The organism is Chryseobacterium sp. A321 (assembly GCF_054489265.1).
The window spans coordinates 65,522-83,675 of sequence record NZ_JBTMWZ010000001.1 but is presented as its reverse complement, the minus strand read 5'-3'; the positions used below and the strand labels follow the sequence as shown (position 1 = coordinate 83,675).

At 40.6% G+C, this 18,154-nt stretch carries 19 protein-coding genes and 1 pseudogene; 6 read left to right on the top strand and 14 right to left on the bottom strand.

Features of this window, described 5'->3' with window-relative positions:
• Window positions 1–39 precede the first annotated feature (39 nt).
• The 11 genes and pseudogenes from ACX3PZ_RS00405 to ACX3PZ_RS00355 form a co-directional block, all read right to left on the bottom strand.
• Window positions 40–1,263: a PepSY-associated TM helix domain-containing protein gene (locus ACX3PZ_RS00405; protein WP_459111759.1), complete on the bottom strand. Its 1,224-nt coding sequence runs from the start codon at window positions 1,261–1,263 to the stop codon at window positions 40–42.
• 101 nt (window positions 1,264–1,364) lie between these two features.
• Window positions 1,365–3,500: a TonB-dependent siderophore receptor gene (locus tag ACX3PZ_RS00400; RefSeq protein WP_459111758.1), complete on the bottom strand. Its 2,136-nt coding sequence runs from the start codon at window positions 3,498–3,500 to the stop codon at window positions 1,365–1,367.
• 269 nt (window positions 3,501–3,769) lie between these two features.
• Entirely contained in the window at window positions 3,770–4,336 is a 567-nt protein-coding gene (locus ACX3PZ_RS00395) for an SCO family protein (protein ID WP_459111757.1), read from the bottom strand.
• A gap of 3 nt (window positions 4,337–4,339) precedes the next feature.
• Window positions 4,340–5,176 (bottom strand): formylglycine-generating enzyme family protein, encoded by an 837-nt coding sequence (locus ACX3PZ_RS00390; RefSeq protein WP_459111756.1) that lies wholly within the window; start codon window positions 5,174–5,176, stop codon window positions 4,340–4,342.
• A 56-nt stretch (window positions 5,177–5,232) separates the two neighbouring features.
• A pseudogene (gene nirK, locus ACX3PZ_RS00385) lies at window positions 5,233–6,255 on the bottom strand (copper-containing nitrite reductase); the annotation flags it as partial.
• Between the two features lie 94 nt (window positions 6,256–6,349).
• On the bottom strand, window positions 6,350–6,667 hold the full coding sequence (locus ACX3PZ_RS00380) for a metal-sulfur cluster assembly factor (RefSeq protein ID WP_459111755.1): 318 nt from the start codon (window positions 6,665–6,667) through the stop codon (window positions 6,350–6,352).
• Window positions 6,664–7,932 carry a hypothetical protein gene (locus ACX3PZ_RS00375; protein WP_459111754.1) on the bottom strand — a complete coding sequence of 423 codons (1,269 nt, stop codon included), beginning with the start codon at window positions 7,930–7,932 and terminating at the stop codon, window positions 6,664–6,666. The genes ACX3PZ_RS00380 and ACX3PZ_RS00375 overlap by 4 nt, the downstream gene beginning before the upstream one ends.
• Window positions 7,919–8,803 carry a DUF2249 domain-containing protein gene (locus tag ACX3PZ_RS00370; RefSeq protein ID WP_459111753.1) on the bottom strand — a complete coding sequence of 295 codons (885 nt, stop codon included), beginning with the start codon at window positions 8,801–8,803 and terminating at the stop codon, window positions 7,919–7,921. Before ACX3PZ_RS00370 ends, ACX3PZ_RS00375 begins: the two co-directional genes overlap by 14 nt.
• Before the next feature lie 9 nt (window positions 8,804–8,812).
• Window positions 8,813–9,298, bottom strand: a complete 486-nt coding sequence (locus ACX3PZ_RS00365) for a hemerythrin domain-containing protein (protein WP_459111752.1) — start codon at window positions 9,296–9,298, stop codon at window positions 8,813–8,815.
• Between the two features lie 58 nt (window positions 9,299–9,356).
• A complete protein-coding gene (locus ACX3PZ_RS00360; RefSeq protein ID WP_459111751.1) occupies window positions 9,357–9,677 on the bottom strand; it encodes a DUF2249 domain-containing protein in 321 nt (106 codons plus the stop codon).
• A gap of 55 nt (window positions 9,678–9,732) precedes the next feature.
• A complete protein-coding gene (locus ACX3PZ_RS00355) occupies window positions 9,733–10,179 on the bottom strand; it encodes an RrF2 family transcriptional regulator (RefSeq protein ID WP_459111750.1) in 447 nt (148 codons plus the stop codon).
• A gap of 170 nt (window positions 10,180–10,349) precedes the next feature.
• Between ACX3PZ_RS00355 and ACX3PZ_RS00350 the strand changes: the two genes are divergently transcribed.
• From ACX3PZ_RS00350 to ACX3PZ_RS00330, 5 genes are all read left to right on the top strand, one after another.
• Window positions 10,350–10,799, top strand: coding sequence for a hypothetical protein (locus ACX3PZ_RS00350; protein WP_459111749.1), 450 nt, complete (start codon window positions 10,350–10,352; stop codon window positions 10,797–10,799).
• 174 nt (window positions 10,800–10,973) lie between these two features.
• A complete protein-coding gene (locus ACX3PZ_RS00345) occupies window positions 10,974–12,029 on the top strand; it encodes an NAD(P)H-dependent glycerol-3-phosphate dehydrogenase (protein WP_459111748.1) in 1,056 nt (351 codons plus the stop codon).
• Window positions 12,030–12,143: 114 nt separating this feature from the next.
• Entirely contained in the window at window positions 12,144–13,643 is a 1,500-nt protein-coding gene (mqo, locus tag ACX3PZ_RS00340) for a malate dehydrogenase (quinone) (protein WP_459111747.1), read from the top strand.
• 15 nt (window positions 13,644–13,658) lie between these two features.
• Window positions 13,659–14,057, top strand: a complete 399-nt coding sequence (locus ACX3PZ_RS00335) for a hypothetical protein (RefSeq protein ID WP_459111746.1) — start codon at window positions 13,659–13,661, stop codon at window positions 14,055–14,057.
• Window positions 14,054–14,680, top strand: a complete 627-nt coding sequence (locus ACX3PZ_RS00330) for a DUF1684 domain-containing protein (RefSeq protein WP_459111745.1) — start codon at window positions 14,054–14,056, stop codon at window positions 14,678–14,680. Before ACX3PZ_RS00335 ends, ACX3PZ_RS00330 begins: the two co-directional genes overlap by 4 nt.
• 31 nt (window positions 14,681–14,711) lie before the next feature.
• On the opposite strand, the gene recO is transcribed toward ACX3PZ_RS00330, so the two are convergent.
• The 3 genes from recO to ACX3PZ_RS00315 are packed head-to-tail and all read right to left on the bottom strand — an operon-like array spanning window position 14,712 to window position 17,165.
• A complete protein-coding gene (gene recO / locus ACX3PZ_RS00325) occupies window positions 14,712–15,398 on the bottom strand; it encodes a DNA repair protein RecO (RefSeq protein WP_459111744.1) in 687 nt (228 codons plus the stop codon).
• A 52-nt stretch (window positions 15,399–15,450) separates the two neighbouring features.
• A complete protein-coding gene (locus ACX3PZ_RS00320) occupies window positions 15,451–16,407 on the bottom strand; it encodes a bifunctional metallophosphatase/5'-nucleotidase (RefSeq protein ID WP_459111743.1) in 957 nt (318 codons plus the stop codon).
• The gene (locus tag ACX3PZ_RS00315) at window positions 16,407–17,165 is read right to left on the bottom strand and encodes a 5'-nucleotidase C-terminal domain-containing protein (RefSeq protein WP_459084545.1); all 759 of its coding nucleotides are present in this window, start codon (window positions 17,163–17,165) and stop codon (window positions 16,407–16,409) included. The genes ACX3PZ_RS00320 and ACX3PZ_RS00315 overlap by 1 nt, the downstream gene beginning before the upstream one ends.
• Before the next feature lie 107 nt (window positions 17,166–17,272).
• Here ACX3PZ_RS00315 and dapA point away from each other — a divergent pair, with 107 nt between their 5' ends.
• Window positions 17,273–18,151, top strand: coding sequence for a 4-hydroxy-tetrahydrodipicolinate synthase (dapA, locus tag ACX3PZ_RS00310; RefSeq protein ID WP_459111742.1), 879 nt, complete (start codon window positions 17,273–17,275; stop codon window positions 18,149–18,151).
• Window positions 18,152–18,154: the final 3 nt, after the last annotated feature.

Sequence of the window (18,154 nt, the reverse complement as noted above, 5' to 3'; positions counted from 1 at the left end):
AAGGTTTCCAAAGGGAGGGTGTATTCTTGCTTCAGTTCGTCAAACTGGAAAATCGGACGTCCGTTTCTTCTTTTTTGTTCTACCCCGCCACACGAGATAGCCGGTAATGGGCAAACTCGCACATATCAAACTTGAAATTAGGGCAAGAATTTTTCCAAAGACACCAAGGATAGCACCCACGTGGATGTCATAATTGGCAGCAATATATTTTTCGCCGAAGTTTCGGGTCTCATAGGGTCTATTCAGCAGTAAACGTCCTGAATTCTGGTCAAAAAAAACTTCACTGTAATTGTAATATTTTTGAGCGTATCCACGAACATAAACCGCAAGGTTGTTCTCGGGGTCTTCATGATCAAATGGATGGGCATGTCCTAGGTCAAAAGAGTAGGCACTTGCCTCTGGATACATTTGATCGATCTGGCTTGCGACTCGATCAAATACATGCTCAGTCGTATCTAACGGTTTGTCTAGGGATTTCAAATGCGAGTAATCCGGATAGGCAGTGCTACCACCTGAAAAGGCGAAGTAGAGGGCAGCTTGAATAAAGTAAAAGCTATAGAATAGGCCTGTTATGGTCACGACAAGGGCAATGAATGAGGCATAAAAACCTAAAATACTGTGAAGATCATAGTTTTTACGTCGCCAGTTCTTCATGTTTTTCCATTGAAACCAAAACCGCTGCTTACGTGCTGCTTTGTTTTTCGGCCACCATAATATAATACCGGAAATAAGCATAAACAAAAAGCAGATTACGGGGATTCCAACCACATATTTGCCCCAGTCGGAATTTAGCATATAACTCCAGTGGATGGATTTTACTAGGGCGAAGAAATTCATTTTCTCGTCCTGTACAGAAAGTACCTTTCCTGAATAGGGGTTTATATAGACGGATTTGTAAATAGGGTATTCATCAAAATAATTCCAAGCCTCAGGATTGCGTTCGAAGTAAAAGAATTTGTAGGACTTGCTTTTGTTAATTGGGATTTCCACCCAATGGAGAGGGTAGGGCTCCCCCACTTGCAATTCAATTTGTTTCTCTAAGTTGACAATAGGTAGTGGGTTTTTAGAGGTATAGTTTTCTTCCCCATGGTAGGTGATCTCTTGCCGCTGCACTTTTTCAAAGTCTTCTTTGAAAACATAGAGCGCTCCGGTAAGGCTGATAATAAGGATGAGCGCTCCAATGGTGAGACCGAAGTATAAATGCAAGCGCTTGATAGTGGATTTAAATCGACTTTTTTTCTTTTTAGAGGTTCGAGGATTCATTCGTTTTTGTTTTTCGGAGAAATAGTTTGCTTTTGGGAACGGTGGAAGTTTGAAAAATTCTGGATGGTTTAACCATCCAGAATCAACGTGAAAATTAAAACCTAAAAGTTAAAGCCTAAGGAAAGCGAAAGCGTTCTCAGTTTTTGCGGGCTAACCGTACTCCACCCTGAATAGTAGTGCTCGTTTGTAAAGTTGTCAAGTTTCAAAGCGATGCTATAGCGCTCTGGAAAATATCCTACCATTGCATTTAAAACCGTGTAACTTGGAAGGGTAAACCTACCAGTCGTGGTTCGATTTAAAGTGTGTTGTTCGCTTGCATAGTTTAACCCTGCCCCAAACGAAAGGTATTGAAGTGAGCCGGCTGGAATTTTGTAATGGGCCCAGAAATTAGCGAGAAGCTCGGGTCCTGCTTCCTCAGGACGCTGATTGTCATAAGAAGGATCGCCACTAAGCTGAGTCGCATAGTTTTTACTAAATCCTCCAATTAAACTTAGTCCTTCGATAGGGTTTCCCACAGCGCTTAATTCGATTCCTTCGCTTAAGACTTCTCCTCCTTGTATAGAATTGTTAATGTTCTCTGGATCGGTCATAATCTTGTTGCTGACCTTAATGTGGTAATAGCTTAAAGTGAGGGATAATTTATTTTGAACCAGGTTTGCTTTTGCCCCAGCCTCCCATTGGTTTGCTCGCTCGGGATCAAATATTTTCAGACTCGGGGTACTTCCTCCAGGTGCAGTAACTTTCACTGGCGTCAGGTATTGAAACCCATTCATGTAGTTAGTGAATAGAGAAAGCTTGCCCAGAATGGGCTGGTACACGACTCCAAATTTGGGGGAAAATGAGGTTTGGTTTTCTATTTTATCCTCTGACCACTGGGTCGGTTTTCCACTAAAGTTATCCATACGCAGGGAAACCATAGCGGAAAGCTTTGGAGTTAAATTCAGCACATTTGAGAAGTAAATGCTTTTAATGTTTGTTTTTGCTTCTGCCGGAACCACCTTCGCATTGGCTAATGCCTGATCAGCGCCTTGTGTAGTTAGAATGCCAGTGTCCGTTTGGTTTTTTAAAGAGACCAATCCATACCCTACCCATTCTGAGTCGTTATTTATAACATTGGTGCCTAAGTAATCAAGTCCGACTACTAGACGATTTCGCATAGTGCCAATGGAGAAATCTCCAATGAAGTTTTGCTGGATTCCTGTGGCCAAAGTCTCACTGTTTGCCTTAGAGAGCATTCGACTGAATTGATCACCGTTCGAACTGTCCCATAAATAGTGATAGTATCCAAGGGCTTTGCTCGAGCTCGAAGAAACAAGCGTCTGCGAGGTCCAGTTCGGAGAAAGTTTGTAAATCATCTGGCTCTGTATGTTGAAACTAGGATTTTCAGTGGTCAAATTATTACTTGTGTAGGACTTTTTGTAATTCTTTTCAAAAAGATCCATAGAATGGAAGGAGAGCGGTGCATTGCGATTTAAAAAAACCATTGGGGCATTCGCGGACTCATTGCTTTTGAACTCGGTATTTACAAGAAATGTTAACCGCTCACTAGCTTTGTATTTTAGAGAGGGTGCGATAAAAAAGGAGCGAGTAAAACCAGCGTCTTGGAACGAATTCTCTTGATGGTATGCGGTGTTAAGACGTAGAAATAGTCCTTCTGCAAGGGAGGTGTTGATATCAGCGGTAACGCGATGCAGAGCATTGGTTCCTGTGATGTAATTGATGTTTCCCTTAAAGTTTTCTTCTGGTTTTTTCGTCTGAATGTTGATCAGTCCTCCGTAGGAAACAAGGCTTCCGCCGTAAAGGGTTCCAGAGGGTCCTTTTATAACGTCGATGTTTTCAATGTTCGCAGGGTCTAGTCCTCCGTTGTTAAAACTGGCCATTCCATTCACAAGACGGGATTGAGTGGAGAACCCACGCATAGTGTAGTATTCAGCTCCATCGCCACCGCGGGAAGTGCTTTCCCAGAGCCTTGTGATTCCGGTTGCATTCGAGAGAACACTTTTGAAATTGGTAGCCACTTGGTCTCGAAGCATCACTTTCGGTATGCTAATGTAGACTTGTGGATTTTCAATGTCTTTTAAATTGAGTTTTGAAACTGCAAACGCATTTTCATTTTTATAGGATTTGGTTTGGTTGATAATGACCTCGGTGATGTCTTGAACCTGTGTCGTGTCCACTTTTTGTGCTTGCGCTATGACAGCAAATAAAAGCAGAACGGGAAGAATTTTTTTTCTCATAAAGCTGAATAGTTTTCTTATTTCGGTGGCAAATTTAGAAATTAATTAGAATTATTCTAAATTAAAATAAGAAAATTTTAATTCGTTTTTATGTATTTTTTCTTTACATTTATGATATTATTTAATATATAAATCGTTTTTGATTATTGTAATGATGTCATCAATAAAGTTGCACGTAAAAAAACAACTCTTAGAAGGAGTCTAAGAGTTGCTCTTGAAAAAAATGAAAAAAACGAGTTATTAATTACTCGGTTGGGGGGCAGTACCAATTACAAAGCATTCACTGCGCTTATGACTTTCTCGTGTTGTACCGTACCTTCTACTTGACTCACTAAGACTCCATTTTCATCAAACACACTTATGATGTTGGAATGAGAGAACTCCATAGGAGATATTTCTTTATACTTCACGGCTAGCACGTTGGCTAAGTTGCGGATGCTTTCCTTATCGCTGGTTAAAAACTGCCAAGGTTCCTGATCCATTTTCTGGGTCTTTGCAAATTCTTTAAGCACTTCCGGTGTGTCGGTTTCGGGATCAATAGAAATCAAAACCATAGAAGTGGATTTTTGGTGTTTAGCGTCTATTCCATTGTAAATCTTTTTCATGTCTGCAATGAGAATGGGACAAGCGGTGGTGCATGAAGTGAAGATCATGGCGACCACGGTATTTTGGCCTTTTAAGTGTTCCAATTGGAAAGTCTCACCATTTTGATTCTGCCACTCTGAATCCAGTAAGAAAACGGAATTAGATTGCGGATCTATTTTAGTGTTGGAAGTTCCAGAGTCCTGGCAGGCTAGTAATAATAGGGAGGTGATAAATAATAGTAAGGTTCTCATAATTTAAGGGTTTATGTCTTTCGCACAGCGAAAGCCCAGGTTTGCAATTGAATAATCTGCTTTAAGACTTGCGCGAAACGCATAGCGCATAAATGCAGCATAGTTTAATACGTCGGCGGCAGAGGTTGCAGCTCCTGCGCAGAAGAGTCCTTTGTCGTCGTAAGCTCCTTTTCTTGAATCAGAAGTGGTCATGATGGAATTGTAATCGCTGGTCCATTCCCAAACAAGGTCAAATAGATTGTAGACGCCGTGGTAATTCGGGCGAGTTTTTTTGACTTCGCCTTTTTGACGGTATTTCTGATTGTAAAGTTCAATGAGATGTTCGGAGTATTTCGGTTTGGATCTTGCATTTTTTGACGTTTCGTCCGCCATCGCTACGTATTCCCATTCGTCCAGCGTAGGTAAGCGTTTGTTAGCACTCTTCGCGTAGGCGGAGGCCGCAAACCAAGAAACGTAAACCACGGGGGATTTTGGGTGGGTGTTTTTTGGTAGAGTTAAGTCGTCTGGCCAATCTTTAAGATAATCTTCATCCGCAAAAAGGGCTTTTACTTGGCTTTTTCTCCACTGTGGGTTTTTTCTAACAAACTCGAGGTATTCCTCGTGGGTTACTGCTCGCTCGTCAATTAGAAAGTCTTGAACCTCCACTAGTGTAGAATCAGCGCCATAGAAGGGCTCTAGAAGTCCTCCTTCTATTTTAACCATTTTTACCGCGGGATTAATTCCTTGGGAATGAGTGGCAGCACTGATTTCAGTAGCCTCTTTTTGCAAGGGTTTATGGCAGGAGAGAAAGACAAATGAGAAACCCATTAGCATGTAGCTCCATTTTGTAATTGTTTTCATTGGGTTTCTCATTTTGAGGTTAGTTAAATAGGGTATGAATGTTATTGTACTTTATGAAATACCTTTTGGTTTTCTTCGCCAGTCACGACAAGTTTTCCAATGGCTCCTTTGTTGAACGCTCTAAATATGGAGTGATCTACGAGTACATATTCGCCAGGAACTTCCACTTTAAATTCTACGATAGCAGCTCCACCTGCTGGTATGACAGTCGTTTGAACGTTTTCATTGATTTTAGATCCGCCCTCCATGTACACTCGGTCGAAAATTTCTCCAATGACGTGGAATGAACTTACTAGGTTTGGACCTGCGTTTCCTACGAAAAGTCTTACGGTTTCTCCTACTTTTGCTTGAAGAGCATTAGGGCCCATCAGTGCATTTTTCTTTCCGTTGAACACGACGTAAGTAGGGTTTTCGTCTATACCCTTATCTTGGTCAAAGTCTTGAAGTCCTTTTTCGTCTGTTTTTCCAGTCGTATAGAATTCACTTTGCATAATGTAGTACTCACGGTCTACTTCTCTCAGTCCACCTGCAGGTTCTACAAGTACGAGTCCGTACATTCCGTTAGCGATGTGCATTGGGACAGGAGCCATCGCACAGTGGTAAACGAATAATCCAGGTTGAAGCGCTTTGAAGTTAAAGATCGCGGTTTTCCCAGGTGCTACGTTAGTGGCTTCTGCTCCTCCTCCAGGACCATTGACAGCATGAAGGTCAATGTTGTGAGGCATTACACTGTTGCTGGCATTTTTAAGATGAAGTTCCACTTCGTCTCCAACTCTTAATCGAATAAAAGTGCCTGGAACGGTGTTGTTAAAAGTCCAGAACTTGTACGTTACTCCGTCCGCTAATTCCCCTTCAATTTCTGTGGCCTCTAAGTGGACGACTACTTTTTTGGCTTCACGATCTCCTACAGGAGCAGGAAGGGAAGGAGGGTTCGTAATGGCCTGCGTTTCTGGAGCTCCGGTCGCTTTGATTTCGAGTGCTTCCGTGGCAGTCATTTGGTTTGCGTCTTGCGCAATGTTTTGTTTGCAGGCCGCAAAAAGTAGGGCACTTGCACCGAGTAATAATAATGTCTTTTTCATAACGATTAATTTAATAGGACAAAGTTATCCGATTTAAGTAAGATTCTAAAGTTTTTGAATATGACTTTTGTCATTTTGTGCGGAAAGTTGGGGGTTAGCGGTTGTTTAGCTCCTCACGGCCTTGGTCTGAAACGAACTCCATATTCCATGCAGGCTCAAAGGTTAATTCGATTTCAATTTCCTCGCCTGGGAACTCGGCCTCCAGTGCATTGATTACGCCGGTTTTAATGGCATCCCCCATGGGGCAAAAACGAGAAGTAAGTGTCATGAGCACATGAACTGTGCTGGGAGCAAAAGTGATGTCGTAAACAAGTCCTAAATCCACAATATTTACATTAAGTTCAGGGTCTATAACATCATAGAGAGCATTGAGGGCTCGTTCGTCTTTTGGTAAGTTAGTTTGAGAACTCATCGGTGAGTAGTTATTATTAAATGGTTAAAAAGTTTACTTACGTTTACGAGATAAATTCCAGCGACACTTACCCATAGGATGAGTCCGAGTTGAACGATTAAGTGGATTTTAAAAAGTATCCCCAAACATAGGACCGTAAGGGCCGCAAGATAAAGAATAAATTGAAATTTTACGAGCTTCTCGCTATAAAGAGTTTTGGGGAGTGGGATGTTCTTTTTGCCGGATAAATGTTTATACTTTGAGTTCCAAACAATGAACGGAAGAGTCTTGAAAGTTTTGCCTAAAATAATTCCTGTGATCCAGCCCATGAAAAGGAGTGTACCGTAAAGCAGGGCAATCGAGGTAGAGCTCGTAAAGTAAATAACAGGAATGAGGGTTACGGAAAGTAGTAGAACCATCATGGAAACAAAAGTATGCTTCATTAGCAACTCAATCTTTTTTCGAAGTCTATTTTTAAATGCATCGTAAAGGTAAAGCATCCAAAAAATGATTCCCAGCAGGGCAATCGCTGCATAAAACAAAACCCTTAGGGTGATTCCAAAAAAGAACCCGTCCACTAGGAAAAGGACTAAGGCTAAATTTTGCAAAACAAAACTACCCAAAAGATAGCGGTCTTTCTGAGATTTACCGAGCAGAAACATAGGAACAAGTTTGGTGCTAACCCCAGTAATAAGTTGTAAAAACCATCCTGCAAGACCCGCGTGCGCGTGCAATTTTAAAAAGTCTAAATGACTTCTCGAAATATAGGGAAAGGCTAGGTTGTACGCGAGAAGTACGCCAACACTTGTTGTAAAGACAAGCCAAAATGCGGAACTTGCCATGAATAGGCGTTGAATGGAATACGTCCGGAAAAGCAATGCTGTTTTCAAAACATTGATGAGGTAGCATACGGCTGCAAGCACGACCAGGCTTCCACCAGAAACCATAAGCCATCCCGTGTGGTAATGCCAAAAGCTGCAGACCAGAATAAGTAGACCAAGTAAAAGAAGTGCCCAGGAACTTAGGGCCAATTTTTCACTGAAAAGGCTTCTTTCGCAAATAACGGGCAAAAGCTGATAGGATGCTCCAAAGATGATCATGGTTCCCCATCCCAGAGCGGCCATATGAACGATGGCTAGGAGATGTGGGGAGAAGTAATGTTCTAGGAAAACCCTGGAGGAGAATAGCATCATTACACAAAGCGTAAAGAAACAGAGGGCTCCTGCAATATAAAAGGGTGCGATTGCGACATTTTTGGGCGCTTTTGCAATGTTAATGTCTGCCATGGGAATGTTTGAAAATCATTTGAATGTCTGACTCTGATTTTTGAAGTACATGCACTTTGAAATTTTGTCCGCTTAATTCCTCTAGTAAATAAATGGGAATACGTTTGTGGTAAACAAAAAGCAAATGGGTTGGGGGAAGTTCTTTTAATTCACGAAGGATAGCTTCCATCGGACCTGGCATTTCTAGGGAGCGAACATCAATCTGCTTTTGCCTAGATAGGGGAGTATCTGCCAATAGAGCATCAAACGATTCGGGTGAATGGAACGTGAGATTCTCATTTGAATTTGACTCAGTCGTGCTCGTTTGAGGGGTAGAAGCCTGTGGGTTTGTAGGAGCATTCGAAAATCCTTCCGATTGCTTTAGGAAATAAGTATAGAAAAGGTCTTTGGACTTGGTTTCTACGTATCCATCTTGGGCCTTATGCTGCTTTAATAGATGAATTAAGGGAGTCGGAATAAATTTATTAATAACACACAGGATTTCTCCAGGAGCGATGGTTTTAAATTTGCCTAGAATTTCTTTTAAGGGATCACTTCCGTTTTCAATGATATCTCGAACATCGAAAAGGGTGATTTCGTTTTCGCTCGCAGAAAGTAGCCACTGGGGCTTTTGCGATATTTCGTTTGCCTGCTTTGGGTCTCCTAGGTCGAGGTCGAATCCCAAGGGCTGCAAGGCGGTTTTGAATTCTTCTAAACTGACGTTTCCCATTCGGCTAGCTTCTAAGAGGGTTACTCTAGAGGCCATGATTTTGCGAAGAATTGGGTTTTTGAGTCGAGTTAAAGGTTTGGAAAGTGAAGCGATGGCCTCGATCGCTTTGGGATCGAGGGCTATCACTTCTGCTATTTTTGTTGAAGGTAGAATTACTTTCATTGTAAAGTTTTATTTTTTGTCGATCTCCCAAAAGGGATCGTCGTAATTCTCTTCGGCATTATGCTCCTCCTGATCAAGGATTTTACCAATTCGAATTAAATCCTTGCGATGGAGAGATTTTTCAAGCGAAGGGAAAAGTTCTCTCTCTTCGTACCGGGTATGTGAGTGCACAAGACCGGCCAGTTCTTGAATTTTTTCACTTGGATCCTCATCCGATTTCTCGATTGCCTCCACAAGCCATTTGATTTCTTTATGCTCATGCAAAGCACGATTTACTAAAGAATCCGTGCTGTCGGTAAACAGAAGCCTCTCTTCGGTATCAAAATGGGGTACTATGTGGTTTTGATAAAACCACAAAACATACCTCTTGAGTCTTTCGACTTCGATTCCTTTTTTTGCGCCGGATCTTAGTTTCCAGCAAAAAAGAAGTGTGGCGTGATGCTCTCTAGAAATAGGTACAAGGTTCGAGTCTCTTTTAATAGGTCCCTCAATCATATGGATATTATTTTACGTTAAAATTAAGAATTTTTATTGGTAAAATGGAGCCATGAATTTATTCTGCACATTTAAATTGCACCGCTTTGTCCTTTAGTAGCTGGGCTTTCTTTAAATCTGCTTCCTTGTCGCTGGGTTGATCGTCGCTCGATTTAAGCGCCATTTTTACTTTGTACCATTCAGGACCTTTTTCTAGGTATTCCCAAGTGAAAATATCTCCACGTTCGGCAAGAAGTTCATAATAAAGTGGTTTAGGATCGTGGTCGTTTTCGATCACAAGGGTGTCCCCGCTAGTTAAGGCATCGAAATATTGAAAAACGGTAGGGTGTTTTTCTCTTGGAGCCAATTGGGTGACGTCTAGTACTTTTTCTGTTGACATAATAATAAAATTAAAAATTATACTTAAGTTAATATCAGGACTTTTATATCCTGTTTTAGATCAAATTTTTTTCGCTGGAAACCTTCAGGACATAGTAGTTTTCATTCTCTTTAAATTCCTTTAAGTAAGTGGATTGGTAGAGAAGGAAAATTTTTTCTCTAGCTCCTTTGTATTTGTGGTGGATAGGACAGGGAGAGCTTTCGCTGCATTCATATAGCCCGAGTCCACATCCTGTAAAAAGTTTTTCGCCGTCTATAGCTTTAATAATTTGTGCTAAATTGGTTTCAAGCTGATGATTAGCTAAATAGTAACCACCAGAGCGTCCTTTGGTGGACTGCACAAAATTCTCTCGACATAGTTGTTGGAGAATTTTTGCAATAAACAGCTCAGGGGAGTCTATATTTTGAGAGATTTCTTTAATGTTGATCTTCTCATTTTCATTGGAGTGTTTGGCTAGATATATAAGGGCTCTAAGAGCATATTCGCAGGTTTTTGAAAGCATATCGGTCTGGAATTGGATACAAATTTAGAAAATATTTTTAAATAAGACAAATTTATCCGATATAAAATATACTCTCTAGAATTTAGACATTTGTGAGGATCTATTATTAGGGAAAGGGATACCATAGGATTTGGCATAATAATTTCAAGAGATGAGGATATTTTTAAATTATGAAAATTCAACCCACTTTTCTTGTTGCCATAATGCTGATCGTTGGCCTTGGAACAAGTACAAAGATCTCCGCTCAAGAAAAGCCTATTCGACACGTATACGCTTACGATGCATCCAATGACCGAGATCTTGTTAAAGCGAAAACCGACCTGTTTTTATTAAATGTGCTCGCTTCTGAAAAATTCAAAATGACGACGAATTCAGCGGGGGATGATCACCTCGATGTGAATTTAATGGCACCCTACGACAAAGGAGAGATTTCGACCAGAGTGCGATATGATTTTCTAAAAGAGGGGTACGTAGTTTCTCTATCGAGTACAGAGATCCATGGAAAAGATAAATCCTTAATTCGAGTGAACGACCCGAAAAATGAACTGCACCAAAAGCTCTTAGATCAATTTGAGAGACTGTTTTTCACTACCTACGAAAAAGAGATCAAGAAGTCTTAGATCAGAGGAAGATAATCCCAATGGGAAAAAATTCAAAGTTCGAATTCTCTTGGTCCCCGTGACTTGAGGGGAAGAGTCAAAGCTGGAAGTAGCAAGAGTGCGCAGATTGCGGCAGCATAATTAATTTAATACCTTTGCTACCATAACCAATTGAAAAAAAGACATTTTTTGGACATGGCAAAAGCAAAAGCAAAAGATTCAAAAGACAAAAAAACCTCCACATCTACCAAAAAAACAGGGCAAGTTACCTCCGTGGGTGTTTTAGGCAGTGGGAGTTTTGCCACAGCAATCGTGAAAATGTTATCGGAGAATTGCACCGAGATTCATTGGTGTGTTCGCAATGAATATGTGAAGGGAGCTATAGAACAACGGGGACATAATCCTTCTTATCTAACTTCGGTTAGTTTCAATACGAAGCACTTGAAAGTGACAACCGATTTGAACGAGCTTGTATCCAATTGTGAGGTCATCATACTGGCAACCCCATCGATTTATTTAGCGCCTGCACTTGAAAACCTTACATGTGGCTATGAAGACAAAATTTTCGTGTCTGCCATCAAAGGAATTGTTCCGGAGCATAACGACATCGTGGCTCATTATCTTCGTGATAAATTTGAGATTGGATTTCGAAATCAAGCCGTGATTGCGGGACCGTGCCACGCTGAGGAAGTAGGAATGGAGAGACTATCCTACCTCACCATTGCAACGGTGGATCAGTCCACAGCAAACATTCTCGATCAACTATTTACCTCTCGTTTTATTAAAGTAAACCATTCCACAGATATTTTAGGCAATGAATACAGTGCCATATTAAAGAATGTCTATGCCATTGGTGCTGGGATTGCTAGCGGACTAGGCTATGGGGATAATTTTACGGCTGTGTTTGTTTCCAATGCCATCCGCGAAATGGAAGTGTTCTTAGAGTCTGTATATCAAGCCCCTCGAGATGTGAACGAAAGTGCTTATTTGGGCGACCTTTTGGTTACAGCTTATTCTCTTTTTTCAAGAAACCGAAATCTTGGAAATCTAATAGGCAAAGGGTATACCGTAAAATCAGCCATTCAGTCTATGCAGATGGTAGCGGAGGGATACTACGCGGCCAATTCTATTTTTGCAACTTCAAAGCAAAAAGGAATGAACACCCCGATTATAGATACTATTTACAACATTCTCTACGAAGAGAAAAGTGCTGAGAATCAAATAAAAAAATTAACTGCAATTCTTACGTAAAGTTGCATGATAATTGCTCAATTTCAGAAGAAATGAAAAAGAGATTCCTACGAATTGGGGAGGAGCTAATCCTTTTTAAAATTTCGTAGAGGATAAAACTGAAAAAAAACCAAAATGAAGTCAATTTCAAAGACCCCTAAATCAAAATACGACGTGGTGTTGATTGGTGGCGGTATCATGAGTACGACCCTTGCGGCACTTGTGCATGAACTAGAACCTGAACTTAATATTGCCATTTTTGAGCGTCTAGGACGCTTTGCAAAAGAAAGTTCTGCCGCCTGGAACAATGCGGGAACAGGACACTCTGCATTTTGTGAACTCAACTACACTCCCATGGACTCTCAGGGAAATGTGAATATATCCAAAGCTATTTCCATTGCAGAGCAATTCGAAATCTCTAAACAATTTTGGTCTTATTTAATTTCAAAAAATTACATCTCAGATCCGAAACAGTTTATTAAGTCTTGTCCTCATATGAGTTTAGTATTTGGGAAAGAGGACTCCGTTTTCTTGGAGAAGCGACACAAGGCGATGGTAAACTCTCCGCTGTTTGAAGAAATGGAATTTTCTTCGCAGTTTGAGACTTTAAAAAAGTGGATGCCGCTAATTATGGCCAATCGTCCAGAGAACGAGAAGCTTTCTGCGACCAAAATGGACTTAGGGACGGATGTTAATTTTGGATCCCTAACTCGTAAAATGGGACAATTTTTGATTCAGGATTCCAAGGTAGAAGTCTTTTTATACCATGAGGTAAAAGACATTGATCCTTTAAAAAACAACCAGTGGAAAGTGGAAGTGAAAGATCGCTTAAAGAATAAAAAACATGAGCTTACGGCTGACTTTGTGTTCATCGGTGCTGGTGGATATGCTTTGCCTTTATTAGATAGCTCGGATGTTAAAGAAAGTGAAGGCTATGGAGGTTTCCCCGTTTCTGGGGAATGGCTCGTTACGCATAACGAGGAGCTCATTCAGCAACACAAAGCAAAAGTGTATACATTGGCTTCTGTCGATGCGCCTCCGATGTCTGTTCCTCACTTAGACTTGCGGATTATAGATGGCAAGGAAGCGCTGTTATTTGGACCTTTTGCGGGGTTCTCCACAAAGTTTTTGAAAGAAGGCAGTTATTTGGATCTTCCGGAAAGTATCAATTTCAAGAACATTCGATCGCTTTTCGGCGCGTGGTGGCATAACCTTCCATTAACCAAGTATTTGATTCAGCAAGTAGCCATGACAAAAGCGCAAAAGATGAGTCATTTAAGACTCTTTATTACAGAGGCTAAAGACGAAGATTGGGAGATTAAAATTGCAGGACAGAGAGTTCAGATTATTAAAAAGGACGATAGGGAAGGAGGGAAACTGGAATTTGGAACGGAAGTCGTGGTTAATGAAAGTGGTTCAATTGCCTCTCTACTCGGTGCCTCTCCTGGTGCGTCCACTTCCGTGCACGCGATGCTGAAAGTGCTAGAGAAATGTTTCCCTGAGAAAGTAAAAGGGCCTTGGAAAGATAAGTTAGAAGAAATGATTCCTTCCTTTGGACAGTCCTTATCGGAAAATCCAGCACTACTTAAGCAGGTTCGGGATTTCTCAAAGGAGAAACTTGAACTTGAGTATTAAACAGAATTTACTGTTTTGAAACCTAGTATAGAAAAGCCGTTTTTAGAAAGGGACTTACTTGAGTCCCTTTCCCGCAGCATCCAGCAAGAAAAGCAAGTGATTCTGCATGTGCGCTATGCAAATACGGCTTTTTTTGGTAGTTTGATCCGCATTTGGAAGTCGAGTTACCTAGTAGAGCATGACACCGGAAATCGGAGCGAACTTATTCATGCTGAAAACATTAGTTTTTATCCCGTGTGGACCGAAATTCCACCTTTTGTTCATTATGAGTTCACTTTGGTTTTTTCAGGACTAAGCAAAGAATGCAATAAATTCGATTTTCTAGAACTTATACCCCAAAGCGGAGGCTTTGAAATTCCTAATATTAAACGCAATAAGTCCGATGTATATCGGGTAGAATTAATTGACTTATGAAACCAATTTTGTTTTTGCTTTTTGCACTTTTCATTTCTTGTACTACTAGCCAAACTGCTTATAGCAAGGAAATCGAGAAGGATGTACTCGCTTTTCAATCGGATTTAAATGAAGAATATTTAGATTCTGCCACCACGCCTCTGCGAGGTGAAAATTTTGATAAGTTTACCGCTCATCCCTTCTTTCCTGTGGATTTAAAGTATCGTGTGCTTGCAAAGATTTCCAAAGTGAAGGACGCAAAGCCATTTGAAATTCCGACCTCTTCCGGAAAAATAAAAGTATACCGTCCTTATGCCGTGGCCCAATTTGAAATTGAGGCACGAGAATTAGAATTAACTCTCTATCAAAGCATGGATCTTATGAAAAGAGAAGAATACAAAGACTATTTGTTTTTGCCTTTTAGGGATGGAACCAACGGGGATACCACCTACGGGGGTGGCAAATACATTGATTTAAGAATTCCAAAAGACGGAAAAAATCAAATCTTAATTGATTTCAATAAATCCTATCACCCCTACTGCGCATACAATGCATACGATTACAGTTGTCCCATTGTGCCGGAAGAAAATAAATTGCCGATCTCAATTAAGGCAGGGGTCATGTACGAGCCTGTATATTTTTAAGGGTCACCCTGTAATTTTTCAGAGATTAATCTTAAAATAACTCTTTTACAATCTCGAGCGACCGAGGAACTTTAAAGTTAGCGTGATGGTACTGATAGTAGACCATTAGCGTTTCTAAAAACTCCTTTCGAGTGGAGGTTGGAATTTTCACTTCGTAAGGCGACTCGCTTAAGAGAATTTGGCGGTATAAATCAGAAAGGTCTTTGTGAAATAAATGGTGGGTTTGCCTTTGCACGAATGCGCCTGATTCTGGATCCAGGTAAGGAAAATCATTTACGAGCGGGTAAAATCCTTGAATTTTAAGAATTCGTGCTAGAAAAATGAGATGACTTTGAAAGTTGCCGTGGCTTAATTCCCAATTGAATTTTTCAATTTCACGATACAGCGAAAGATTTTGAGATTCTTCGCGGAGGATTTGATTTAGGAAATCAGAGACAAAGAATACGACAGAAGAAGCTTTTATGTTTTCACTCCAATCGCTGGACTTGAGGCCTTCAATGTTCGACAATTGCTTCAGTGCCGAGTTTGATTTCGACGGAAAGACTGTGACTTGCAGTTCGTTTAGTGGAGTGAGATAGGCCTTTTTTTTGCTTTTAGGAGCGTAGGCTCCTCGCAAATAATAACTTTGATATCCCTCTGATAAACTGAATAGGTGCAATATTGCATCTTTATCAGAATATTTCAAGTAGGAAAGTAGATACCCTTTTTCAATGTGCATGGTTAGGATTCAGGGGAGCAAATGGGGGCTTATTTCAATTGTTTATTGTCTTTTACCCTACGAAGGAATCACTTGTGTGGTCAATAGGAATCACATTAGAGGCAATGGATTTTATTTTGTTTTTGGCGTCAAATATAAAATCGAGTCTTCCTAGCAAAAGTCCAGCAAACCCAACTTGGTTCACAAGTACTTTTTGATTCTCGAGGTTTTGATACTCTTTGGGACGCTCTAAAAACGTGTGTGTATGCCCTCCCAAAATTAAATCAATGCCGCTCGTTTTCTGGGCGAGTACCACATCGGAAACTTTCGGTTTTTCTCCATAATCAAAACCAAGGTGCGAGAGACAAATTACCAAATCGCATTTTTTCTCTTTTCGAAGTACTGCACTGTAATGGTGAGCCATTTCTATGGGATCCAAATATTTGGTTTCTGCATATTGTTTTTTCCCTACAAGTCCCTCGAGTTCAATTCCCAGTCCGAACACTCCTACGCGGATGCCTCCTTTATGGAATACTTGATACGGGGTGGTTCTTCCTTCCAATATTGTATCTGAAAAATCATAATTACTACATAAGAAAGGGAATTTTGCATTGGGAAGGACTTTTAGAAATCCATCGAGGCCGTTGTCAAAGTCATGATTGCCCATGGTGGAAGCATCATACCCCATCATTGACATTAATTTGAATTCGAGCTCACCTCCAAAAAGGTTGAAATAAGGTGTCCCTTGAAAAATATCTCCTGAATCCAAAACTAAAACTTGCGCCTGCTCGGCGCGGATTTTTTGAATAAGGGCAGCGCGGCGTGCGAACCCACCTTTGCCTGCGTTTCTACCTCCGGTTTGATCAAAAGGTTCTATTCTCGAATGCTGATCATTGGTATGCAGGATCGTGAGTCGTTTTTCTGAAGGCTGAAAAAGGTCTGCTGGGCTTTTTGCTTGCAATAAATGAGGGGCAACACTTAAAGCAAGTGCCGCCTTTCCGGATAGTTTTAGAAATTCTTTTCTTTGCATTAGTCCGTAGATTTCTTAGGGTTAAATTGTAATCGCAGATCTGTGGGTACTTTGATTTCAGGATTTTGCTTAATCAGATCAATGTATAGATCACGAAGTTTAATCCCTGTTAGCAGGGTTTCTCCTTTCTTAAAAAAATTCATATTGTCTCCTCCAAACGCTAAATAATCGGAAGTGGCGATATAATACGTTTGACTAGGATCAAGGGGCTTTCCATCCACGAGTGATTTTACAAGTTTGGAATTGGAAGTTTCAATATACAGATGGGAAACCGGATTGTTTGTTTGAGTGCTCGCATAGTACTCGAAAAGTTCCTTCATCGCATTTGCGTCCATTTTAACCACAACCAGTTCGTTTTCAAAGGGCATTACTTCAAAAACATGTTTTAAAAGCACGTCGCCTTTCCCGATGGATGTTCTTAATCCGCCGATATTGATAACAGCCGCATTCACAGCAATACCGTGGGATTTCCCCCATTGTTTTGCTCCTTCAAAGGTGTAATCAGCAAAGACATTTCCTAGAGAGCTATTTTCTCCAGTCTTGGTTAATTCTACCTCTGTATGTCCAATTTTGGCATTCATTTCTTGTTCGAGAGCGGATTTGTAGGGTGAAATGAATCGAACCATGGCCGAGTCGCTCGGTAAAGAGGAAGATATTTCTAAGTTTGGCTGTGTCTTTATTTCTTCCAGGGCAAGTGAACTTGTACAACTGCTTAGAAAGAAAGGGAGCAAATAAAAGAGCCAAATTTTGTTTTTCATAAACTTTAAGCTTTAGACAAAGATAGGGAAAGCGAAAGATTCTTAAGAATAAATTCCCGATTCTTTGCTTATTTATTCCTAAATTTGAATTCTAAACGAAGAAAAAAATGCATAGATTAAAAGGGGTAGGAGTGGCCCTTGTCACTCCTTTTAACGAAGATTTGTCGGTCGATCTAGATTCTCTCAGCCGACTCATTGAGTACAATATAGAAAACGGAACAAATTATTTGGTGGTACTTGGAACCACAGCAGAGGCTGCCACCTTGAGTTCCGAGGAAAAAAGAAGGGTTGTAGATCATATTGTTGAGGTCAATGCAGGGCGTCTACCACTGGTCTTAGGAATTGGAGGGAATAACACTCTTGCTGTTAGAGAGGAGATTGAATCCACTGATTTGTCTAGTTTTGAAGCCGTGTTATCCGTCTCTCCGTATTACAACAAACCAAACCAAGAAGGGCTGTATCAACACTACAAAGCACTTGCCTCGACAGGCAAGAACATCATTATTTACAACGTACCGAGTCGTACAGGACAAAACTTAGAAGCGGATACCACCCTTCGTTTAGCGCGTGAGTTCAAGAATTTAATCATGATTAAAGAAGCCTCTCCAAATATTTCTCAATATTTTGATATCATAAGGCAAAAACCAGAAGGATTTGAACTCGTATCCGGAGATGATGAATATACACTTCCCGTTACACTAGCCGGAGGAAATGGCGTTATATCCGTCATTGCACAAGGCTATCCAAAAGAATTTTCAACCCTTGTAAGTTTAGCAATGGAAGGTAAGGTAAAGGAGGCATATAAAATCCACAATAGCCTTGTAGAAATCACACGTCTCATATTTGCTGAGGGCAATCCTTGTGGGATAAAAACCGTCCTTGCAGAAAAAGGACTGGTTAAGAATTTTGTGAGATTGCCACTCGTAGAAGCATCAAGTTCGCTTCAAGCGGATATCAAAAAACAAATGGAGGGATTAGCGAGCTAATTT